The organism is Burkholderia sp. SIMBA_062 (assembly GCF_046534765.1).
In the GTDB taxonomy this organism is placed as follows: Bacteria; Pseudomonadota; Gammaproteobacteria; order Burkholderiales; family Burkholderiaceae; genus Burkholderia; species Burkholderia ambifaria.
In genome coordinates, this window is record NZ_JAWRYD010000032.1 from 1 (window position 1) to 21352 (window position 21352).

The following is a 21352-nucleotide window of genomic DNA, read 5'->3' on the forward strand; positions in this document are numbered from 1 at the left end:
GGTTGCAGTTGTTGGTACGTTTTCTTTGCCATTCGCGGACATTAACGGATGACGAAAGTGTTGCACTTCAGATTTGAGGCCGCCGATAATATTTCTATCACGGAGGTAAGTGATGCTTAGGATGACAATATTTAAAGGTGATTCGAGGTCGCGCCGCAAAGACCGACTTAGCGAGAATGAACCAGATTCAACGTCACTTGAATCGACCGGCCGCGCTCTCACAGTTTGGCGTGGGGATGCAATCTCTCCGCATGATCTGAAGCGTCAGGGAATGTTTTTTCCACGAGCCATCAATGGAACTCGCCCCAATCAGCCACCTGCGGATATTAGTCTATGGAATCATATAAATGGCAGTCCAACTGGGATGTCCACACATACATCCGGCTACGTATCTACCTCTATTTCACGCATGAGTGCATTTCGGTTCTTGGTTGAAAGGTTGGGAGGAAATGGTTACTTGTATGAAATAAAAATAACGCCGAATTTCATTGATGCAGCTGGAACATTGGGCGGCACATATAGTAAGTCAAGAGAGCAAGAATACTCGGCATTAGGCGGCATTCGATTCGACCAGGTCAAAGGTTGGGTTAAAGTTTCTTTCAGTACAGAAGGCCGCTATAAGAGTAACGCCTTATATAAAAGTTCGCGCTACGCGACCTTTGCCGGTGGGAGTATTGCGCCACAACTTGCCGGGTTTCCGCCGGGACATTGGGCGTGGAAAAAATCTCCGTGGCACTCGTATCAGATCACCACCGGCAGGACTGAGCAAGACGCTGCCAACCGGGATCGGGAGGGTAACACTTAATAGATTAAATGGTGCCATCTATAACGGAATCGTTAGCAGGTCGCTGAACTACTGTCCGGCGCGACGTATTTTCCCTTCCGCCGTTCGCGGCGCTCACCGTTGAGCATTCGATTTCAATGCGAATGGATCAACGTCGTGGGCTGCCCAGGGCCCACCCCGAGACCGCGCGGCTCGGCACGATCAAGACGCTGGCCGGCTACGACTTCAGCTTCCAGCCGAGCCTGGATCGCGATCGCATCATGACGCTTGCGCAACTCGAGTTCATCGAACGACGGTAGACCGTTCACTTCCTGGGGCCGCCCGGCACGGGCAAATCGCACCTGTCCATTGCGCTGGGCGTGGAAGCCTTACGCGCGGGCAAGAGCGTCTACTTCGGCTCGCTGGCCGAGATCGTGAACTCGATGGCCAAGGCCGAACGCGAAGGCAGCCTGGCGCAGCGCGTGCGCTTCCTTGCCCGTAACAGCCTGCTCATCGTCGACGAGATCGGCTACCTGCCCATCGGCTCCAACGGCGGCAACCGGGGGTGCGGCTAAAATCTTGGACTGGTTTATGCCGCGATTCCGAGACTTTCCCGATATTCGAGTGGGCTGAGAGAGCCGAGCGCATCCATGATCTGGCTGTCCGTGAATCTCGACTTCTTAATTCTGTAGAACTCCCTCAACGAGAAAATTCTACTTCTGATCCCGCCGGTTCTGCGGGGGGATTACCGAGGCATGGCACGGTTTGGTGTCGTAGGCACCGTCAGCGCCGATGACATCGAGCAACTCGTCCTCCGGGATCTGGTTCAGCAGTTCGGCCAGGACGTCACCGTCGGCGACATCCTGATGCGTCATCAGCACAGCACGCACCTGACCGGTGTTCGCGTCGAGCCCAAGATGCACCTTGCGCCACGAGCGACGCTTCGAATATTCATGCTGGCGCACCTTCCATTCGCCCTCGCCGTAGACCTTCACGCCGGTGCTGTCGACCACCAGCTGGATCGGCTCGCCGTCGCCAACGATCGGCAATTGGATCTCAAGCGTCTGCGCACGACGGCACAGCGTCGTGTAGTTCGGCACGCGCAAGGTGGCGAAGGCCAGCGCGCGCAGGCTTTGCGCGAAGCCTTGCAGCGCACGCATCGGCAGGTGGACACGGTCTTGACGCACAGCAACGCCTGAATCAGCGGTCGCTGTACAGACGCGACCGGCCGCGCGTTGGCTCGGCATCCGGTATGTCGGCAAGGGCGGCTTCATCGATCCATATCATGACGTTACCTCGGTTGATCAGGCCGGCGTTGTAGTCAGACCAGTTCCTGACACGGTAGCGCGTCTTCGACTCGCACTCTTCTTGCTTGTATCCCTGCGCATCTTCTCGAAGCCAAAAATCGAGAGTCTACGCGGGAACCCGAATTGTTAACAGGGGCGCTGTACCGGCTATTGTGCGCAAACGTCAGCCGGCCGTATGCCCGTCCAATTTATGCAACAACGCCCATCCGGATCGTTGCTGCGAAAACTATGCGTCTGGATTGGTGACTCGCTCATCATGATGGTTGGTCGGGCCTTTGGTGCCTAGATTGAATTCCATGAGGAATCAATCGGAGCGGGAAGCAGCGCAATTCGCGGCCAACATCGTGGGGAAATGCGAGCCGCTCGATAAGCCGTCGGGCCGTATATGAGGTTTGCAGCCGGCGACACTGATGCGTGGCGAAACAATTCAGTTCCACAGTACAAAAACACCCACGAATCGTATTTTTCTGAAATCGATCATTTTTGAGAAATTCCATCGATATTCTGAAATAAATATTTTTTCAGAATCAATACAATGGCGCTGATCGTTACAGTTCATGCCGGGCGAATACGGCCGGAAGTGCATGAATGACTCAATTAAAAATCATGCGACGTTATCCGGCGCGTCGGAATGAAACCGGTTCACGGAGTCCGTGAATGGGGGCGTGCCCGTCGGCAAGCAGGCGCGCTTGCGCTGCACCAGCCGCAGAAAACGAGCGATGAACATTCTCTATACCAACTTTCATGGCGGCAATGGTGGCGGGCACGACACCTATATCTATCAACTTGCGGCCGGCCTGGGCCGCCGGTATCGCGTGGCGGTAGCGTCGCCGGCCGGCAGCCGTCTGTCGCGGATGGTCGACGCGCTGCCGGGCGTGTCCGTTGTCGACATGCAGTTCAAGCCGGGCTGGCGCGTATTCGTTCCGGAACTGTTGCGGTTGCGGCGGCTGATCGCGCAATCGGCGTTCGACGTGATACACGTGAACGGGTCGGCCGACCATCGGCAGATCATGCTCGCCCTCGCGGGCTGCCGCAAACGGCCGCCGGTCGTCTTCACGAAACACAATACGTATGCGGCCGGCAGCGTCGGCAATTTCCTGCGCGCGCGTTTCGCGACGGACCGCACGATCGCCGTCAGCGACTATGTGCGGGGAATGTTGGAACGGCAATCGCCGTACGGCGACATCACGGTGATCAAGCACGGCGTTCAACCGCCGTCGCAGGCCCTCGGGAACGCCGAGATCCGCCACCGCAGGGTCGGATATTTCGGGGAGGACGGCGCCGATGCGATCGTGCTCGGCAGCGTAGCCGGCACGGCCGAGCACAAGGGCTGGAGCGATCTGGTCATCGCGCTGGCGCGACTGTCGCCCGCGCTGCGCGCGCGGTTTCGCGTCATGCTGGCCGGCGACTGGCCTTCGCCCGAACAGCGCGCATTCGTCGAGCGCAGCGGCGTGGGTGAACTGGTCGCGTTCGTTGGACCAACGGATCGCACACACGACGTGCTGGCGGCATGCGACGTATCGTTCGTGCTGTCGTATCACGAGAGCCTGTCGTATGCGTGCCGCGAAGCGATGTCGATGGGCCGGGCGGTGATCGTGACGTCGGTCGGCGGCCTGCCGGAGAACGTGAGCGATCGCGTCGACGGATGGATCGTCCCGCCGCGCTCACCGGACGCGGTGGCGGCCGTGCTGCTCGAGATCGCCGCACATCCGGAGCGCATGGCGCGGATGGGCCGCGCCGCTCGGGCAAGGAGCGAGTGCGAATTCGGTTTCCAGCGGTTCATCGACGAAACCACGTCCGTCTATCGGGCATTGGTTCGAAAAGCGGCGACGCGCACATGACCGATCGCTCGATGCAACCGGCGGTGCTGTCGAGTGTGCCGGCGCCGATCCGATCTGCTGCGTCTTGTCCTATCCTGATGTATCACCAGATTCGGCCGCTGCCGCTACGTTCTGACGTCCTGCGCGGGCTGAGCGTCGACCCTCGTGCGTTTCGCCGCCAGATGCGCGTGCTGAAGGCGCTCGGCTATCGCGGCGTGTCGGTCGCCGAACTGCAACGGCAACAGGCGCAGGCGCGGGGTGGGAAGCTGTTCGCGATTACATTCGACGACGGTTTTCGCAACGTATTCGACTACGCGTTGCCCGTGCTCGACGAACTCGGCTTCACAGCGACCTGTTATTTCGTGTCGGGAAAGCTCGGACGAAGCAACGACTGGGATCGTGGGCTCGCGACGGCCGAGGCGGCGTTGATGGATTGCGGTGCTATGCGCGAATGGCTCGCACACGGACACGAAGTGGGTGCGCACACCGTCGATCACGTCGCACTATCCGGAGTCCCAGCACAGACTGCACGGCGGCAGATCGCGCACTCGAAAGCGCAGCTCGAGGAGGCGACCGGACGCGCCATCGTGTCGTTTTGCTATCCGTACGGATCGTTCGATACGAAAGTGAGGCGACTCGTCGTCGAAGCGGGTTTCCATAATGCGACGACGACCGCGCGCGGCCGCGCGACAGCGTGCACCGACCCGTTTTTGCTGCCCCGCTTGGCAGTGCCGGGCGGGCGCGGAATCGTGCGATTCATCGGGCGATTCTTCCGGTGAGGCGCGATACGTCTGTCGCGAACACCGCGCGCGCTGCCACTGCGTTCGACACGCGCTGGTTCGAGCGGCCGGCAGCCCGCGTACTGATGCTCGTCGCGCTCGGGATCGCGTATCTGGTGCCGGGACTTGTCGGGCACGACCCGTGGAAGCAGGACGAAACGTACACGTTCGGGATCGTTCGGCACATGCTCGATAGCGGCGACTGGATCGTGCCGACCAACGCCGGCGTGCCGTTTCTCGAGAAACCGCCGTTGTATGACTGGGTCGCCGTCGCATTCGCGCGACTGTTCGGTGGGCTGCTACCGCTGCACGATGCGGCCCGCCTCGCAAGCGGATTCTTCGCGGCGCTTGCGTTCGGCTTTACCGCGTACGCCGCGCGCGTGGCGACCGGCGCGACACGCTGGCTCGATCCGGGCGTGACGGGCCCGGTCGCGCTGTGCGCGGGCACGCTCGTCGTGATCAAGCATACGCACGACATGATGACCGACGTCGCGCTGATGGCCGGTACGGCGATCGGTTTCAGCGGCCTGCTCGAACTCGTCGCTGCGTGCACGCGCGGCGTTCGTCCCGAACGTCGTGCCGCGGTGTGGCTGGGTGCCGGCGTCGGCATTGCGCTGATGTCGAAGGGCCTGTTCGTGCCGCTCGTGTTCGGCGCGACGCTGTGCGTGGCGCTCGCGTTGTACCCGGCATGCCGCACGCGTGCATGCGCGCGGGCGCTTGCGGTGGCCGCCGCGGTCGTTGCGCCGTTCGCGCTCGTGTGGCCAGTCGCGCTCTATCTGCGATCGGAGACGCTCTTTGCGATCTGGTTCTGGGACAACAACGTCGGCCGCTTCTTCGGCTTTTCGGTACCAATGCTCGGTGCCGAGAACGACAAGCCGCTGTTTGTCGGGCGCGCGCTGCTGACGGTCGGATTCCCGGTCGGCCCGCTCTCGGTCGTCGCGATTGCCGGTGGCGTATTGCGCGGCTGGCGCAATCCGGCGATCGCGCTGCCGGTCGCATTCGCCGCGCTCGGGCTCGCCGTACTGCATGTCGCCGCGACGTCGCGGCAGCTGTACATCCTGCCGTTCGTCGGGCCGCTGTCGCTGATCGCCACGCGCAGCATCGAGCGTATCGACGCACGATGGCATACGGGATGGGATTACGCGAGCCGGTGCCTGTTCGGCGCGTTCGCGTTGCTCGTCTGGTACGTGTGGTTCGCGATGACGGGCGATATGTTGCCGCGCGACGTCGTCGCATGGCTCGGCGCGTGGTTGCCGTTCGACTGGACGATCCCGCTGCAACCGGTGGCGCTCTGTGCAGCACTGATGCTCAGCGCCAGCTGGCTCGCGGCACTGCCGCTGTTGCGCGGCGCGGGCCCGTGGCGCGGCGCGCTGTCATGGGCGAGCGGTGTGGTGCTCGCGTGGGGCCTCGTGTACACACTGCTGCTGCCGTGGATCGATGTCGCGAAAAGCTACCGTTTGCCGTTCGTCGATTTGAAGACTCGGCTCGCGAGTGAGTGGCGCGAGCACGATTGCGTCGCCAGCCCGGGACTTGGCGAATCGGAGGCGCCGATGCTCGACTACTTCGCCGGCATTCGCTACGTGCCGGCGCACGACCCGCATGCGTGGTCGTGCCGCTGGTTGATCGTCCAGGGCCTGCGCGGCGCCGTGCCGGATCCGGGCGCGTCGTGGACGCCATTCTGGCAGGGGGCTCGGCTGGGCGATACGCACGAGTCGCTCGTCATGTATCGCGCGGCCAGCGGAGATGTCGTGCATGCAGGCCGTGTACACGCTGCGTCGAATCCGGAGGAGAGCCGATGACTGCGCGCAGCAGACGCCGCGGCGGCTGGCTCGCGGCGCTTGTGATCGGGGCGACCATGCTGCTCGTGGCGGAATTGATCGGGATCGTTGCTTGGACCGTCGGTTAGTGCGGAAACAAGCGCCGACATGCGCTCCTAGCAAGGGCTCATGCGGGATCGGGTTTTCGATGATTTGACGGAAGTGTCAAAAAATCTATACTCGAGTCGAATCAAAACCCGCCGCGTCCGGTCGCATGCGCTGTTGCGACCCATCACGCCCCGGACGACTCGGACGCGCCGGACCCCGTCCGGCCTCCGCGAGACGCGTATGTCGCAAGGCTGGCCCGATGTGCGGCGGCTCGCATGCAGGCCTGTACCGGTCAGCGCACCTCAGCCGCGCCCTATCGATTTCGGCATGCAAACCATTCCTTCGACCCGACTCGACGCGCGATTCCTCGAAATTTCCGCCGCGGAACCCACGGCGGCCCATGCGACGATTGCCAACCGGTATTGCGCGTACCGCGAGCGCGGCCCGGACGCCGGCGCGATCGCGCCGGTCGTTCTGCACGGCACGGCATGCGGCGCGATAGCGGTATCGACGTTGACGTTCGGGCGCGACATCGAAATCGAGCCCGACGACCTGGGCGCCTGCCTGCTTGTCACGACCACCACGAACGGGCGGACGGGGATCACCGCCGGCCACGCGCACTACGGCGGCGGCCCGGGCACGACCGTGCTCAGTGTGGCGTCGGACCGACCGCGGTTCCATTACGATCCGGCCGCCGAAGTGCTCAAGGTGCAGCTTGATCATCGGCGCGTGTCCGCGGCGTGCTGGCGCATGATGCGGCATCCGGGCCGCGCGCCGCTACGCTTCGAGACGGCGATGCGCGATTCGCACGCGCTGACGCGCTGGTTCATGCTGCTGGATTTCGTTGTGACGACGCTGAACGAATGCGACGCCGCGCTGCGCGAGTATCTTGCGCCGAGCATCGAGGAAATGCTGACCGTCACGTTGCTCGATACGCAACCGCACAACTACACGGCCGAGTTGCATCGATCGAGTGGCGTGATCGCGCCGAAGCAGTTGCGTCGGGCCGTCGAGTTCATGGAGGCGCGGCTTGGACAGGCGCTGACGCTCGCGGAAATCGCCGAGGCGGCGGATTGCAGCATCCGTTCGCTGTCGCGCGCGTTCAGCGCATTCCGCCAGACGACACCGATGCAGCACCTGAATCATCTGCGACTGGAAAAAGTACGCAGCGAGCTGCTGTCGGACGCCGATGCCGCGACCACCATCTCGACGATCGCGCTGCGATACGGATTCGGTCACCTGAGCGCATTCAACCAGCAATACCGGCGCCGGTACGGCGAAACGCCATCGCAAACCCGCAAGCGGGCTTGCGATGGCGCGTTCTAGCGGCGGGGTTATGAGATCTTGTACATCCCGCCGTCGACGGCCAGTGCCTGGCCGGTCACGAAGGCACCGTCATCGCTCGTGAGGAACAGGATCGGCCCAACGATGTCTTCCGGCGTCGCGAAGCGCTTGATGGCCTGCTGCTGCCATACGCTGCGCGCGAGCTCATCGGGAATGCCGCTGGTGCCGGGCGTGCGCGTGAGCGCCGGCAGGATCGCGTTGACGGTGATGTTGTCGTCGGCCAGTTCGTTGGCGAGTCCGCGAACGAAACCGATCACGCCCATCTTCGCCGCCATGTAGTGGCTGAGTCCCGCGAGCGGCGTGCCGATCGAATTCGACGAGAAATTCACGAAACGCCCCCATCGGTTCGCCCGCATCAGCGGGACGAACGCCTTCGCCGAATGGAAATGCGAATCGAGGTTCACCCGCAGCGTGCGCGACCATAGGTCGAAATCGAGGTCGTCGAACGCCGCGAACGGATAGATGCCGGCGTTGTTCACCACGATGTCGGCGCGCCCGTACCGTTCGTCGACGGCTCGCGCGAATCCCGCCCATGCCTGCGGGTCGCTGACGTCGCCGGTGAGCACGAGCGGATCGCCATCGATCAGCGCACGCGTTTCCGACGGGACGTCGAGATCGATTAATACCAGTTGCGCGCCGCGCGCGGCCAGCCGGACGGCGACTTCGCGCCCGATGCCGCGGCCGGCGCCGGTGACCACTGCCACGCGTCCTTCGTGGGTGTTGTTCATGATGTCTCCTTCGATATGGATGAATGGGTACCGCAGACACTTCAAAGCGGGAATACCGCCCTGATCCAGAAAGCATGACCTTCCGCGCCGTTGCGGACGGCCATTTCGCGTTGCCACTTGGCGGTCACGAACCAGCCCTGGCGACTCGCGTACTTGATGCTCGGGCCGATCGCGAATGCCCTGTGACGATTGCCGGCGACGGTCCGACCGTCGTCCTGGTCGTCCGTGGTTTGAACCGTCACGTAGCCGCCGACACCGAGCACCCACTGCGGCGTGGCCGCCCAGCCGAGTGAATAGTCGGCATAGAGCTCGTTTCCGGAGGTATAACCGGTCGCGTGGTTGATCTGGTTGAACAGGTAGCCGAGCTTCACGTCCGCATTTATGCCATGCGGATCGACCCAGCTCGCCGCGTAGACCGGGCCGAAGGCCCAGTAATTGCGTCCGATGTTGGCGAGATCGTTCTTGTTGTAGCCGCCCGTCGGCGCGAAGAAGTCGAACGCGCCGATGACGTGCAGGTTCGGGCCGAAATGCCAGCCGATACCGGGCGACAGCGTGATGTCGCCCAACCCGGTCTTGGTCTGGCTGCGGCTGGCAGCTTCCACATGCAGGTTGACCATCGGCACGATCAGGCTCAGCAGGAAGTCGCCGCCCAGCACTTTTTGCGGCGTGACCCACACGAGGCGGCTGACGAGTGCGTTGGCATTGAGCCTGAAGCCCGGCGGCGTCACGTCTTGCCCGTCGTTGCCGACCAGTTTGCGCGCGAAGTACGCTTCGCCATAGAACAGCGAGTAGAGGCCAGGCGGCGGCAGCGCACCGGTCAGGTAGTTCTCCGCGCCGAACGGATAGACCGAGCCGCCGCCCTCCGTCGCACCCGCGGGCTGCATGCCCAGTGCGGCTGCCAGCGCGACGATGCCGGCCGCCGCGCGGCCGAGTGGAAAGGACATGGGAATCTCCTTTGCGCGCGGGCTATTGCCGTGCGCCGAAGATGCCCAGTGCGCCGGGCTGCAGGTCGACGATCACGCTCTTCGTCAACGTGTAATGATTCAGCACCTCGTGCGCGAATTCGCGGCCGAAGCCGCTTTGCTTGTAGCCGCCGATCGGCATGCCGCCGAGAAAGTTGTAGTAGCGGTTGATCCAGACCGTACCGGTTTCCAGCGCGCAGGCCATGCGATGGGCACGCGCGAGATTCGAGGTCCAGATGCCGCCGCCGAGGCCGTAGACGGATGCGTTGGCCAACCGCACGACCTCGTCGTCGTCCTTCCAGGTCAGCACGCTGGTGACCGGGCCGAAAATCTCCTCCTGAGCGATCTTCATCGTGTTCTTCACGTCGACGAACACGGTCGGCTGAATGAAGAATCCGTTTTCGTAACCCGGCACGCTGGCGCGGCCGCCCCCCATCAGCACCTTGGCGCCTTCGCGCGGGCCGTCTTCCAGATAGCCGAGGATCTTGTCCATCTGCATCCGCGATGCCTGGGGGCCGAGCTGCGTGTCGGGCAAGGTCGGATCGCCGATCCGGATGCCGGAGAGAATGCGCTGCAGCTTGTCGAGGAACGCATCGCGAACCTTTTCGTGGACGAACAGGCGCGAGCCCGCGAGGCACACTTCGCCCTTGTTCAGGACCGTCGACATGGCCGCGCCCTCGGCTGCGGCGTCGAGGTCGGCGTCCTCGCAAACGATGTTCGCTGATTTTCCGCCGAGCTCCATCGTCTGCGGAATGATGTTGGCCGCTGCATACTGGACGAGCTTGCGCGCGGTCGGGCGCGAACCGGTGAAGCCGACCTTGCGCACGCGTGTGTCGGTCACCAGCGCTTCGCCGAGATCCGGACCGTAACCTGTCACGATGTTGAGGACACCGGGCGGCAGCAGGTCCGCCATCTCGCGCGCGAATTCGAGCACCGACAGGCATACGATTTCGGACGGCTTCAGCACGATCGTATTGCCGGCGGCGAGGGCCGGCGCGATCTTGCACGCGAGCATGATCATCGGTACGTTCCACGGAATGATCTGCACGACCACGCCGAGCGGTTCGCGATGCACGATGCCGATCGAATCCGTGCCGAGCGACGATGTGTAGTGCATCGATTCGCCGTTCAGTTGCCACGGCGCGCCGGAGAAGATCGCGAACTGCTCGATCGCCATCGGCATGTCGAAGTGCATCGATTCGCTGATCGGCTTGCCGTTGTTCAGCGTATCCATGAGCGCGTAGTGCTGCTGCCGAGCCTTGAGGCGGCGCATGATCTCGTACAGGATCTCCTGACGCGCGGCGGGCGGCGTGCGCGCCCAGCCCGGGAACGCGCGCGCTGCCGCATCGATTGCCCGTTCGGCATCCTTGCCGTTTCCGGCCGCGATGCGAGCGAGCACGTCGCCCGTCGCCGGATTGTGCAGATCGATCGTTTTGCCGGCATCGCCCGGCGTCCACGTGCCGTCGATGAACTGGCCATATTCGTGCAGAAAGCCGGCGCCGGCAGGCGCGCGGGATGGGGTGGTCGCGGTCATTGAGGTCGTCTCCTTGATATCGTCTATTCGCGGGTGTCGCGCTCGAGGTTCTCGGCGTAGCGCCGTCGTGGTTCGAACCAGACGTCAAGTTAGGCGCGTGCGGACCAGGTCGCTACCATCCGCTGGCCAGCGCCGGTACATTCTTGCCAAAACGTGCATCGCGCCTGCACGCAAGCCCGGTGTACGGGCGGAATCGGAGGGGAAGGGAGGGGGGCGTCGACAGTCGTCGTCCGTTTTCCACGGCCACGCATGACCGCGGCAAACGGACGGCGCTTCGTCAGAACTTCTGCTGGAGGCCGACCATGGCGCCGAACTGGTTCATCCCGGTCCCGACCGTTCCACCTGCGGCAACCGGGTTGGCGGCCAGCTTGCTGTTGAACATGTATCCGAGCGACGTATAGGCGATCGTGCGCTTCGACAACGCGTAGTTCGCGCGCGCGACGAGCAGCGTCGAGTTCGCGCTGTGGGTCACTTCATCCCGGCCGCGCTGAAGGTGGCGGACGCCCTGCGCGTCGACGGAGAACGCTGGCGTAATCGAATACGTTGCACCGGCGAAGAAGATGTCCGATTGCAGGTGGGAGGCGGCCGCGATGTTGTTGCGTATCCAGCCGATCCCGATCTTGACCGGACCCGCGACCAGATAGCCGTCGACGATATTGCGCGTCGCGGTATACGTGTTCCGGTTCAATGGCGCGGAAGCGCCGGTGCCGCCGCGCATCACGTCGTAGGACGCCGCCACGCCGAAGCTCGCGGTGTCGTAGGCGACGAGTGCCGTGTATTGCCGGCACGCGAGGATGTCTCCCGGCACCTGCCCGGCGCAATTCGTCGCGCCCGGCCCGGCGGGGCCGGCTGCATCGCGTCCGAAGCTGTATGTCGCTCCGACGGTGATGCCGCGGAAACGGCCGAGATAGCCGATCGCATTGTCGCTGCGTGCGTTCGGCAGATACCCGTCGAACACGTACAGCGAATGAATCGACGGCCCGATCACGTCGGCCTTCGCCAGCGCGTACGTCGTCATGTTCATCTGCCGGCCGAGCGTCAGGGCACCGTAATCGCTGTCGATCCCGACGTTGGCCTGCCGCCCGAACAGGCGGCCCCCGTAATTCAGTGCGCCGGTGCCAGGCTGGAAACCAGATTCGAGCACGAAGAACGCGCGGTAGCCGCCGCCGAGGTCTTCGCTGCCCCTGAAGCCGAAACGAGACGGCAATTCGCCGGTCAGAACGGGCAGGCCGACCCACGATCCACCGTGTGCGGTCGCATGGTTGTAATACGACACACCGGTATCGACGATGCCGTAGAGCGTGACGCTGCTTTGCCCGTATGCGAGCCCTGACGCCGCCGCGAACACGGCGGCGCTCCATTTGATCTTCATGACGGTCCTATCTCCATTCCGGGCGCTACAGCGCCTTGTTTGAAATATTTTTGATTTGTCTGCGCGTTCGACGCTCGCGTGGCGCACGCTTGCGCATGCCAATCAATTAGTACAATTGAATTTGATCCGAACGCGCTGTCCGGATCGATCGTGACTCACCGGAGAGATGAGGCTTCATGCCGGCCGGAATGCCGGCGTGTTTGCAACGGGTCAGCGTGCCTGCAGCAGGGCGCCCGCGCCGGGGACTGCGGGTTCCAGACCCAGATGGTCGAGCATCCGGCGGACGGTACACACCGCGGTGGAGACCGTCGGAATCCCGGTCGCATCCTCGATGCGTTGCACGGCGGGCAGCGACGGCATCTGCACGCAAGCGGACGCGACGATCACGTCGGCGCCTGCGGTATTCAGGCGTTTGACGTCGTCCAGCAATTGCAACGGATCGCGCCGGCCGACTTCGAGGTTGTCGGGAATCTCGAAACAGATCGCATCGACGACCTCGATGCCCTCGTGCTCGATGTACTGGACGACCAGGTCGGTCAGCGGTTTCATGTACGGCGCCATCAGCGCGATACGGCGGGCGCCCAGCGTCTTCAACCCGTCCACCAGCGCGCCGGCCGACGTCATGACCGGTGCGAGGCAATGGTTGGCGCGCGCGACCTCGGTCAGTTCCAGTTCGGTCTCGCGGTGATAGCCGAGGCCCATGGCCATGATCGCGACGAGGCACGCGGTGCTCATCACGTCCACGCGGGCGTCGGCCAGTTCGGCGGCACAGCGCAGGCCCTCCCGGTTCATCGCGGCCAGTTCCTCCTTCGTGACCTTGTGCATGCGCATGCGGCTCGAATGGAAAGTGAAACGCTCGTCGGGACTGGCCGCCTCGCGAGCGCGGAGCATCGCGGGAATCTCGGTTTCCATCGTCGTGTTGGAGCTGGGCACGATCTGCCCGATACGGAAGTGTCTGGTCACGGTAGGGTCCTTTTCTTGCGGTGTGAGGGATCAGGTGCGGGAGGCGGCGTCATTCGGTGCCGGTTCGACCGCGTGCGCCGACGCCGGCAGGTCGCCGGCGCGCCAGAAGGCGAGAATCGCGAGCAGGGCCGCGACGCACGGTACGGCCGCGGCGACGAGCAGGCTGGAGGACGGCCAGTTCAATCGCACCAGTTCGCCGCCGATCACGGGGCCGACGATCGAGCCGATCCGGCCCACGCCGAGCGCCCAGCTCATGCCGGTGGAACGCAGCGCGGTCGGGTAATACACGGCGGCCAGCGCATTCAGTGCAGTCTGTCCGCCGAGCACGCAGAAGCCGGCGATCGCGATCGCGACGAACGCGGTCGCGAGCGAACCGGCCACCTGACCGATCGCGGCGACCGCCAGTGCCGAGCCGACGAAGGTCAGCGTCAGCGTGAGCCCGAAGCCGTAGCGGTCGACGAGCCAGCCGAGCAGCAGGTTGCCGGCGATGCCGCCGACCCAGAAGATCATGCCGGCGAGCACGGCCTGCGACGTGGCATGGCCGGCGCCGTTCATGATCATCGGGAGCCAGTTCGCGAGAAAGTAGGCGGCGAGCAGGTTCATGAAATTCAGGATCCACAGCAGCACGGTGCCGGTGCCGAGCGCATGGCGGAACAGATGCACGAACGGTACGCCGCTCGTCTTCTTGTCGGGCACGACGAATTCGACGTGCGCGTCGATCGCGAGCGTGGGATCGATACGCCGCAACAGCGCGCGGACGCGATCCCGGCCGCGCTGCTGCATCGCCATGAATTGCGGCGATTCCGGCATGCCCGCGATCATCACGAGGGCCACCAGCAGCGGGGCCGCCGCGCCGACGATAAACACCGACCGCCAGCCGAACGCCGGAATCATCGCCGCGGCGATGGCGCCGCCGATCGCCCCGCCGACGATGAATCCGGACGAGATGATCATCATCGTCGTGACGCGAATGCGGGTCGGGCTGAACTCGCCCGCGAGCGCGACCGCATTGGGAATGATCGCGCCCATGCTCAGCCCGGCCGCGAAGCGCAGCAGCAGCAACTGCGGCACCGAGCCGGCTTGCGCCGTCGCATACATGCACGCGGCCAGGCACAGCATCGCGCCGATCAGCACCGGGCGGCGGCCGATGCGATCCGCGACAGGGCCGAGCAGCAGCGCGCCGATCGTCATGCCGACCAGGCCCGCGCCGAACACCTGCCCGAGATCGGCCCGGGCGATGCCCCACTGCTTGATGATGGCCGGCGCGACATAGCCGATCGCCTGCACGTCGAACCCGTCGATCACGAGGCACAGCGTGCACAGCCCGAGGACGAGATACTGCAAGGCGCCGAGACGGCTGCGGCCGATGACGTCGACGACATTGACGGTGGTTGGGGTCATGGTGCAGTCCTTTAGCGGGCGCTGGCCCGCAGTGCGTCGTAGGCGTCGACGAACAATGGGTCGCGTTGCCGGAGATCGTCGCGGGTCACTTTTTCGGTGCGGCACATGTAGTCGTAGGCGAAGCTGACCGGGTCGAGATGCAGCTTGCCGGCGACGTTCTCGTACCAGTCGAGGCTCTTTGCCGCCGCGCCCTGGAAGCTGGACGACGCGGGCCGGCGCGCGGCCTCGAAAGCCGCGAACGCGGCCGGCAGGTCGCCGGGCGCCGCCGCTACGGCGCGATGCAGCGCGATGGCGTCCTGCATCGCCATGCGGGTGCCGGAGCCGAGCGAGAAGTGCACCGTGCGCAATGCGTCGCCGAGCAACACGATGTTGTCGTGATGCCAATTAGCGTTGCTGACGATGTTGGCTTCGAACCAGAGCGAGCGGTTGGTCAGCAGTTCGTTGCTGCCGAGCTCGGGGCGGAACACGTCGGCGCAGAAGCGGCGGCTTTCGTCCTCGCTGGCATGGTCGAGCCCGGCGCGTCGCCACGTGTCGGGGTCCGTTTCGATCAGGAAGGTCGACAGGTCGGGGCTGTACTGGTAGCAGTGCGCGATGAACACGCCGTGCGGGGTTTCGCGAAAGATCAGCGAAACCGGATGGAAGCGCTGATTCGTGCCGTACCACGCGAACTTGTTGCGGCGCTGGACGAACTGCGGGCGAAAGTGTTCGGCCAGTTGAGTGCGTATCGCGCTGTTGCCGCCGTCGGCGGCCACCAGCAAGTCGCAGCCGGACGCGAGCGTGCGCGCATCCTCGATGCGCCGACCGTATTCGATCCTGATACCTTCGCGCTCGCAGGCGCGCTGTAGGACCCGCAGCATGTCGATGCGCGACGTGCGCGAGAAATGATTGCCGTGGACCTGCACATGCGTGCCACGGTGAACGATTTCCATGTAGTCGCAACGTTCGTGATGCGCGATGAATTCGTCGAAGAACGCCGGATCGGCTTCCTTCAGGAATGACAGCCCGATATCGGAGAACACCACGCCCCAGCCGTAGGTCGCGCCCTCTGGATTGCGTTCGTAAATCGTGATTCGATGGGAAGGATCGTGCTTTTTTGCAAGCAGTGCGAAATACATACCGGCCGGGCCGGCACCGACGATGTCGATTTTCATGATGCGTCGTCCTGGATGAATGGATTCGAAGCGGCGCCGGCACAGTCGCGCTGGTAGTTCAGCAACGCCTGGCGGAACGCGGGCGGGATGTCGATCGACCTGCGCTCGTCGTGCGCGACGCAGACGGGCGTCAGGCGTGCGTTGAAGACGGCCGCGCCCTGCGGCGTGCGGGCCACGATGTCCAGCACGTACGAGCGCTGGCGCACGTCCGCCACCTGCACGGTCATGTCGAATTCGTCGTCGGGTCGCAGCGAGCCGATGAAATCGAACGACAGCGCCCGGCTCGGCGTGCCGAAGCCGAGCGCGCGCTTAGCACGCTGTGGCGTATCGGCGAGCAACGCTCCGTAGAACAGTTCGGCTGCGCAGATCACGTAATCGGCGAAGGTCGCGGTATACACCACGCCGGCCGGATCGCATTCGCCCCATTTCACTCGGCGGCGCACCGTGAGCGGCCGTTCGCCGAGCAGGTATTCGATCGGTGCGGGCGCGCTCATTGTCCGGCCTCCTGCGCGAGGAGGTCGACGATGAGCCGTTTCATCGCCGGCTTGTCGACCTTGCCGACGCGCGTGACGGGAAATGCATCGACCACCTCGACCCGCTCGGGGCACTTGTACCGGGCCAGCCCGCGGTCGACGAGGAATTGCCCGAGCGCCTGTACGTCGGGCGCCTGCATGCCCGGGCGGGGGATGATGAAAATGCAGCCTTTTTCGCCGTAGAACGGGTCGGGCATCGGCACCAGCTTGGCATCGGCGACCGACGGATGCTGGCTGACGTGGCTCTCGACTTCCTCGCAGCCGATCTTTTCGCCGCCGCGGTTGATGTTGTCGCGCAAGCGCCCTTCGAACGTGTAGTACAGCGCGCCGTCCACCGCATGCGCGGTGGCCATGTCCCCGGTGCGGTAGAAGCCGTCGGACGTGAAGGATTGCTCGTTGGCCTCGGCGTTCGCGAAGTAGCCGGTCAGCGTGGACGGCCCACGAAAGCACAGTTCGCCTATCTGGCCGGGCGGGACGGGCTGCTCCGAGCCGGGCTCCAGCAGGCGGATCTCGTCGTCGTCGCAACCGGAGCGCCCTTGCGTGCGATGGCGCACCTCGGCCGGCGCATCGGCCGGCGAGCCCAGCAGCAGGCCTTCCGTGATGCCGTACAGGTTCGAGCACGGCACGCGCAGGTGCGCCTCCAGCGTATCGGCGCGGCTCATCGTCGAGAACAGCTCGAGCGACGACAGGTCGTGACGCGCGATATCCGGGTAGGCCATCAGCTGCGGCGCGATCGGGCCGATCGACAGCGCATGCGTGATGCGGTGTCTGCCGATCAGGTCGAGCATCAGCGGAATGTCGACCTGCGGCATCAGGACGACCGGCACGCCGATGAGCACGGCCGGAATCAGCGCGTAGAGCTGGCCGGCGTTGTGCATCAGCGGCAGGGACCAGATCAGCCGGCTGTCGGCATCGACGCGATAGCGCCGCATCCAGCCCGTCGAGTGGCCGAGATACTCGGCATGAAACCGCGGAATGATCTTGGGGACGCCCGTGGTGCCGCCGGAGAGCTGGAAGCTGAGTACGTCCGACAGGCCGATCGGCACGCGCGCGAGGCGTTCGCGGGCCTGCGCGAGCGGCATGCCGTCGATCAGTGCCTGCATGCCGACTGCGCCGGCACGTTCGCCGCGCACGATCACCCGATGCGCAATCGACGGATGACGCGTCGCCATCGATTCGGCGAAGGCCGGCAGGTCGAAGCGGGGGCTGAAATCCGCCTGCACGAAGTAGCCGCGGGCACCGGACAGTTGCGCGAGCTGACTGATTTCGATCTCGCGATGCTGCGGCAGCGAGCATACCGGCACGATGCCGGCCTTGAAGCAGGCGAGCAGCGCGATCGTGGTTTCGACCGTGGTGCCGAGTTGAAAGATCGCACGGTCGCCGGGCGCGAGGCCCAGCGCGAGCAGCGCGGCCCCGAGTCGCTCGGTGGCCTCGTCGAGTTCGGCGAAGTCGATCGTGCGGTCGTGACCGATGAACGCGCTGCGCGCCGGATGGCGCTGTGCGGTCGCGCGCAGCGCGTCGCCGACGGTGCTGGCGATCCACGCGCCGCTGGCGAGTGCCGCTTCGGCCCGGATGCGGCCGGGGTAGACGACGCCGGCAATCGGCTGTTCGATTCGAGTCTCCATCATGTCTCCTCCCGTCGCGGCTCAGGACCGTACCGGCGCGATGCGCAGGACGTCGCGGTCGAACCGCTCGATGCGCCCGTGCAGGCCACCGGTCAGCATGCCGTACCAGAGCGCGGGCTTGAAGCCGAGCGCCCGGCGCTCGAATTCGATCGGGCTGTCGGCTTCGATTGAATCGTATTCCTTACCTTCGTGCACGCGGCAATCGGGATGCTGCAGTGCGGCGCGCACCAGCGGCGCGAATTCCGCCACGCGGGGTACCGAGATACGCACTGGCGCAGCGGAGGCGTTGCCGCGTTCGGCCAGCAGTTCCGCCTTGCGGTTCCAGATCGCGTCGACGGTATCCAGTGCGCGGCCGGTCGCGCGTGCGGCGTCTTCCAGCGTCATCGCCGCTTCGAGTGTGAGCTGCGCGTCCGTGGCATCGACAGCGGTCAGCGGGCGCAGCTTGTGCGTGAACTCGACGAAGTAGCCGTTGGGATCGCGCACGTAGACGGATTCGATCACTTCGTGCCGGGTTTCCACCGATACGTCCAGCCCTTGCGCATCGAGATGCCGCTTCCACGCGCGCAGCGCGTCCGGGCCATCGACGAGCCACGCGGTATGCGTGGCATCGGCGACGTGGTCGTCCGGCAGCGGACGAGCGGCTGATCGCGCCGCCATCTCGGCCGGCTCGTCGCTGCCGAGGTAGTAGAAGAACGCGATGGTGCTGCCGTTGCCGCTGTCGAAGAAGAAATGCAGGAAGTCCGGGTGCGTCGCCGGTCCCCAGCCGCGTGCGGAAATCACATGCACGAGCGGCAGCCCGAGCTTGTCGCGGTAGAACTCGACGGTTTCGCGCAGTCGCCAGGTGGGGCGCGCGGTGTGGTCGACGCCGTGCAGCGTCAGCGGGGGAAGAGGGTGAGCAGGCATGAGTCGTGTCGTCCGTGAAGGGTCGTGATGACGAAGAAGGGCCGGGAACGGCAGGTGGTCCGGTCAGAGCGAAAAGTGCTCGCGCAGCCATTGCGCGAGCAGGCGGCCGGCCTCGAGCCGTCCGGGTGCTTCGTCGGCGCTCAACGCGCGGCCATGGTGATCGCCGCGTACGCGGTGGTGATGTTTGGACGGCGACGCGATCGCATCGACGATGCATTGCACGTCGCCCGGAAAGCACGCCTGGTCGCCGGTGTATTCGATAACGAGCACCGGCTGGACGATCGAAGGCGCGGTGCTGGCCAGCGACGCGTTGGACGACAGCGCCGACCACGTCGACAGCCAGCTTTCCGGTGTGCACTGCCGCGCGAATCCGACCGCGCCGTAGTTGGACGCGTACGGGTCGGCGCCCCACAGCGAGCCGAACTTGCGGTCCGACGCATCGAGGCCGAGATCGAAGCAACGCAGGTCGGCGTCCGTGCGCCAGACGTTGAAGATCGGCGTGTGCGCGGCGACGCGCCGGTCTTCCGGCGTGACGTCGAGGCCGTTCGCGCCGTTTTCCTTCACACGCTTGCGAGCGTCCTGCCGCCGCGCGATCAGCGTCCGGGCGTACGCGTCGAGGCGCGCCACGCGTGCGCGCTGGGCAGCGCGGTATCGGTCGACGAATTCGGCGCTATAGCGGGTGTTGTCTTTGCCCGCGTAGCCGTTGGCCGGCGACAGCGGATCGAGCAACGGATCGACGGAGAGCGGATCGTTCTCGTCCGTGACGCTCGGATCGATGCAGTTGAGCAGCAGCGCGCCCTGTCCGGGGTGCGGCCCGACCAGCACGAAGCCGTCGACGGCGGGCATGTCGAGTTCGGCCAGTTGCGTCGGGCGTCCGCCCGGCGTGCGTGCGATGCGGAGCGCGCCGGGTCGCGCGGACTGCTGCACGTACAGCGCATACAGTCCCGCGCCGCCCGAATTGCCGAGCAGCACGATGCGCCGAAATCCGGCCGCGCGCAGGTATTGCAGCCCTGTGGCCACGTCGTGCAGCGCGAATTCGTGTTCCAGCCGCAGGTCGTTGCCGACCGAGCGCGGCGACTGCGACCAGGCGGCGTAGCCGGCGCCCACGATATCCGGAATCAGGTAATGGCACGCCATGAACTCGCGCGGATGCATCACGCACACGACGGTGTCCGTCGCCGTCGGCGGGCGGTACAGCGAACCGCCGGTGGCTGCCTGGTCGGCGGTGCGCAGCACGACGTTGGTCGTGACCGTGCCCAGCGGAACGTCGCGCGGGTTCCAGTCGGTGTTGAGAAAGCCCGCGGTGGCCTGGGCGGCCGGCTTGCTGGAGGAAGATAAACCGTTCATCGGACGAATCGCGCGTGCGCGCTCCTGACATTGACCATGTGCCAATGCTAAGTAAATTTGACGGAAGCGTCAAATTTTTGACGTAAGTGTAAACGCCGATTCGGATGCGACCGATGAACTGCCGGTGCGTCAGTCCTTGCCGTGCAGGCTGCTTTCGAGGGTGGCCAGCGCTTCGTGCATGCCGGCCAGCGCGCGGCGGACGTCGGCGCGCGCGGCGGCAGGACGGGTGTTGTCGGCGGCGCTTTCGACGCGGAGCATGCGCAGCCCGAGCGACGCGATGAGTTCGGCGACCGCGTCGCTGGACGCGTGCCGGCGATCATCGAACCACCACGCGCACCAGTTGCACATGCCGATGATGGAGAAGGCCGCGACATCGGCGTCGACCGCGTGGAAAACGCCTTGCTCGATGCCGCGCCGGATCACGTTCACGAAATCGTTTCGCACGGCGCGTCGCGCTGCCTGGGCAGCGTTGCGCTGCACGTCCGGCAGGCTGCTCTCGCTGCGTTCTACGACACGGAACTGCAATGGATGCGCGAGGATCAGGCCGGCGTGGCCGAGGATCAGTTGGCGCAGCCCCTCGTCGGGCGGAAGCTCCGCGCGTTGCGCGACTTCCTTCGTCAGGTCGCTGGCGCGTTCGGTAACTTCCCGCGTCAACGCCTCCAGCATCGATTCCTTGCTGGGGAAGTAGTAGTACAGCGCCGTGCGCGTCATGCCGACTGCGTCGGCAATGTCGTTGATGTTGGTACCGCCGAATCCTTTCTCGATGAACAGCAGCGATGCAGCATCGAGAATCGCCTGCCGCTGTGCGTCGCTGCGGGTCGGGCGCGATTTGGTCGGGGTTTTCGTTTTGCTCATGCCTAGTTTGCGCGGAGTCGCTTTTGATCGACGCATGTTAGCACTGGCAAAGCGTGCCATCGAGCCGGCTCGGGCCTTCAGAGATGTATTCGCCCGCCTC

17 protein-coding genes and 2 pseudogenes are annotated in these 21352 nt (G+C 64.8%); 6 read left to right on the forward strand and 13 right to left on the reverse strand.

Annotated elements, in window-relative coordinates; genetic code table 11:
* Nucleotides 1-121: 121 nt before the first annotated feature.
* Both SB786_RS27760 and istB read left to right on the forward strand, forming a co-directional pair.
* Nucleotides 122-805 carry an enterotoxin A family protein gene (locus tag SB786_RS27760; protein WP_410730334.1) on the forward strand — a complete coding sequence of 228 codons (684 nt, stop codon included), beginning with the start codon at nt 122-124 and terminating at the stop codon, nt 803-805.
* Nucleotides 806-963: 158 nt separating this feature from the next.
* A pseudogene (istB, locus tag SB786_RS27765) lies at nt 964-1323 on the forward strand (IS21-like element ISBcen28 family helper ATPase IstB); the annotation flags it as partial.
* A 186-nt stretch (nt 1324-1509) separates the two neighbouring features.
* Here the strand turns inward: istB and SB786_RS27770 are convergent.
* Nucleotides 1510-2151 (reverse strand): annotated as a pseudogene (locus SB786_RS27770) (IS5 family transposase); the annotation flags it as partial.
* Nucleotides 2152-2789: 638 nt separating this feature from the next.
* Between SB786_RS27770 and SB786_RS27775 the strand changes: the two are divergent.
* The 4 genes from SB786_RS27775 to SB786_RS27790 all read left to right on the forward strand — a co-directional run bounded on the left by SB786_RS27775 (nt 2790) and on the right by SB786_RS27790 (nt 7860).
* Nucleotides 2790-3911 (forward strand): glycosyltransferase, encoded by a 1122-nt coding sequence (locus SB786_RS27775; protein ID WP_410730276.1) that lies wholly within the window; start codon nt 2790-2792, stop codon nt 3909-3911.
* On the forward strand, nt 3908-4669 hold the full coding sequence (locus SB786_RS27780; protein WP_410730277.1) for a polysaccharide deacetylase family protein: 762 nt from the start codon (nt 3908-3910) through the stop codon (nt 4667-4669). The genes SB786_RS27775 and SB786_RS27780 overlap by 4 nt, the downstream gene beginning before the upstream one ends.
* A complete protein-coding gene (locus SB786_RS27785) occupies nt 4666-6468 on the forward strand; it encodes an ArnT family glycosyltransferase (protein WP_410730278.1) in 1803 nt (600 codons plus the stop codon). Before SB786_RS27780 ends, SB786_RS27785 begins: the two co-directional genes overlap by 4 nt.
* Nucleotides 6469-6861: 393 nt before the next feature.
* A complete protein-coding gene (locus tag SB786_RS27790) occupies nt 6862-7860 on the forward strand; it encodes an AraC family transcriptional regulator (RefSeq protein ID WP_410730279.1) in 999 nt (332 codons plus the stop codon).
* Between the two features lie 8 nt (nt 7861-7868).
* Here the strand turns inward: SB786_RS27790 and SB786_RS27795 are convergent, their stop codons facing one another.
* The 12 genes from SB786_RS27795 to SB786_RS27850 form a co-directional block, all read right to left on the reverse strand.
* Nucleotides 7869-8606 (reverse strand): SDR family NAD(P)-dependent oxidoreductase, encoded by a 738-nt coding sequence (locus tag SB786_RS27795; protein ID WP_410730280.1) that lies wholly within the window; start codon nt 8604-8606, stop codon nt 7869-7871.
* A 41-nt stretch (nt 8607-8647) separates the two neighbouring features.
* A complete protein-coding gene (locus tag SB786_RS27800) occupies nt 8648-9550 on the reverse strand; it encodes a transporter (RefSeq protein ID WP_410730281.1) in 903 nt (300 codons plus the stop codon).
* A 22-nt stretch (nt 9551-9572) separates the two neighbouring features.
* Nucleotides 9573-11102 (reverse strand): aldehyde dehydrogenase family protein, encoded by a 1530-nt coding sequence (locus tag SB786_RS27805; RefSeq protein ID WP_410730282.1) that lies wholly within the window; start codon nt 11100-11102, stop codon nt 9573-9575.
* A gap of 277 nt (nt 11103-11379) precedes the next feature.
* Nucleotides 11380-12474, reverse strand: a complete 1095-nt coding sequence (locus SB786_RS27810) for a porin (RefSeq protein WP_410730283.1) — start codon at nt 12472-12474, stop codon at nt 11380-11382.
* A 210-nt stretch (nt 12475-12684) separates the two neighbouring features.
* Nucleotides 12685-13386, reverse strand: a complete 702-nt coding sequence (locus tag SB786_RS27815; protein WP_410730284.1) for an Asp/Glu racemase — start codon at nt 13384-13386, stop codon at nt 12685-12687.
* An 81-nt stretch (nt 13387-13467) separates the two neighbouring features.
* Entirely contained in the window at nt 13468-14838 is a 1371-nt protein-coding gene (locus SB786_RS27820; protein WP_410730285.1) for an MFS transporter, read from the reverse strand.
* An 11-nt stretch (nt 14839-14849) separates the two neighbouring features.
* Nucleotides 14850-15989, reverse strand: a complete 1140-nt coding sequence (locus SB786_RS27825) for an FAD-dependent monooxygenase (RefSeq protein ID WP_410730286.1) — start codon at nt 15987-15989, stop codon at nt 14850-14852.
* Nucleotides 15986-16483 carry an acyl-CoA thioesterase gene (locus SB786_RS27830; protein ID WP_410730287.1) on the reverse strand — a complete coding sequence of 166 codons (498 nt, stop codon included), beginning with the start codon at nt 16481-16483 and terminating at the stop codon, nt 15986-15988. Before SB786_RS27830 ends, SB786_RS27825 begins: the two co-directional genes overlap by 4 nt.
* A complete protein-coding gene (locus SB786_RS27835; RefSeq protein ID WP_410730288.1) occupies nt 16480-18147 on the reverse strand; it encodes an AMP-binding protein in 1668 nt (555 codons plus the stop codon). The genes SB786_RS27830 and SB786_RS27835 overlap by 4 nt, the downstream gene beginning before the upstream one ends.
* A gap of 21 nt (nt 18148-18168) precedes the next feature.
* Nucleotides 18169-19050, reverse strand: coding sequence for a VOC family protein (locus SB786_RS27840; protein ID WP_410730289.1), 882 nt, complete (start codon nt 19048-19050; stop codon nt 18169-18171).
* A 63-nt stretch (nt 19051-19113) separates the two neighbouring features.
* A complete protein-coding gene (locus SB786_RS27845) occupies nt 19114-20397 on the reverse strand; it encodes an alpha/beta hydrolase (protein WP_410730290.1) in 1284 nt (427 codons plus the stop codon).
* A 129-nt stretch (nt 20398-20526) separates the two neighbouring features.
* Nucleotides 20527-21312: a TetR/AcrR family transcriptional regulator gene (locus tag SB786_RS27850; protein ID WP_410730291.1), complete on the reverse strand. Its 786-nt coding sequence runs from the start codon at nt 21310-21312 to the stop codon at nt 20527-20529.
* Between the last annotated feature and the right edge of the window lie 40 nt (nt 21313-21352).

Excerpts from the sequence above, each read along its gene's own strand:
- SB786_RS27825 (WP_410730286.1), bottom strand. The coding sequence starts at position 15,989 with ATGAAAATCGACATCGTCGGTGCCGGCCCGGCCGGTATGTATTTCGCA.
- SB786_RS27835 (WP_410730288.1), bottom strand. The coding sequence starts at position 18,147 with ATGGAGACTCGAATCGAACAGCCGATTGCCGGCGTCGTCTACCCCGGC.
- SB786_RS27805 (WP_410730282.1), bottom strand. The coding sequence starts at position 11,102 with ATGACCGCGACCACCCCATCCCGCGCGCCTGCCGGCGCCGGCTTTCTG.
- SB786_RS27840 (WP_410730289.1), bottom strand. The coding sequence starts at position 19,050 with ATGCCTGCTCACCCTCTTCCCCCGCTGACGCTGCACGGCGTCGACCAC.
- SB786_RS27845 (WP_410730290.1), bottom strand. The coding sequence starts at position 20,397 with ATGAACGGTTTATCTTCCTCCAGCAAGCCGGCCGCCCAGGCCACCGCG.
- SB786_RS27780 (WP_410730277.1), top strand. The coding sequence starts at position 3,908 with ATGACCGATCGCTCGATGCAACCGGCGGTGCTGTCGAGTGTGCCGGCG.
- SB786_RS27760 (WP_410730334.1), top strand. The coding sequence starts at position 122 with ATGACAATATTTAAAGGTGATTCGAGGTCGCGCCGCAAAGACCGACTT.
- SB786_RS27800 (WP_410730281.1), bottom strand. The coding sequence starts at position 9,550 with ATGTCCTTTCCACTCGGCCGCGCGGCGGCCGGCATCGTCGCGCTGGCA.
- SB786_RS27815 (WP_410730284.1), bottom strand. The coding sequence starts at position 13,386 with ATGGAAACCGAGATTCCCGCGATGCTCCGCGCTCGCGAGGCGGCCAGT.
- SB786_RS27810 (WP_410730283.1), bottom strand. The coding sequence starts at position 12,474 with ATGAAGATCAAATGGAGCGCCGCCGTGTTCGCGGCGGCGTCAGGGCTC.
- SB786_RS27790 (WP_410730279.1), top strand. The coding sequence starts at position 6,862 with ATGCAAACCATTCCTTCGACCCGACTCGACGCGCGATTCCTCGAAATT.
- SB786_RS27830 (WP_410730287.1), bottom strand. The coding sequence starts at position 16,483 with ATGAGCGCGCCCGCACCGATCGAATACCTGCTCGGCGAACGGCCGCTC.
- SB786_RS27820 (WP_410730285.1), bottom strand. The coding sequence starts at position 14,838 with ATGACCCCAACCACCGTCAATGTCGTCGACGTCATCGGCCGCAGCCGT.
- SB786_RS27795 (WP_410730280.1), bottom strand. The coding sequence starts at position 8,606 with ATGAACAACACCCACGAAGGACGCGTGGCAGTGGTCACCGGCGCCGGC.
- SB786_RS27850 (WP_410730291.1), bottom strand. The coding sequence starts at position 21,312 with ATGGCACGCTTTGCCAGTGCTAACATGCGTCGATCAAAAGCGACTCCG.
- SB786_RS27775 (WP_410730276.1), top strand. The coding sequence starts at position 2,790 with ATGAACATTCTCTATACCAACTTTCATGGCGGCAATGGTGGCGGGCAC.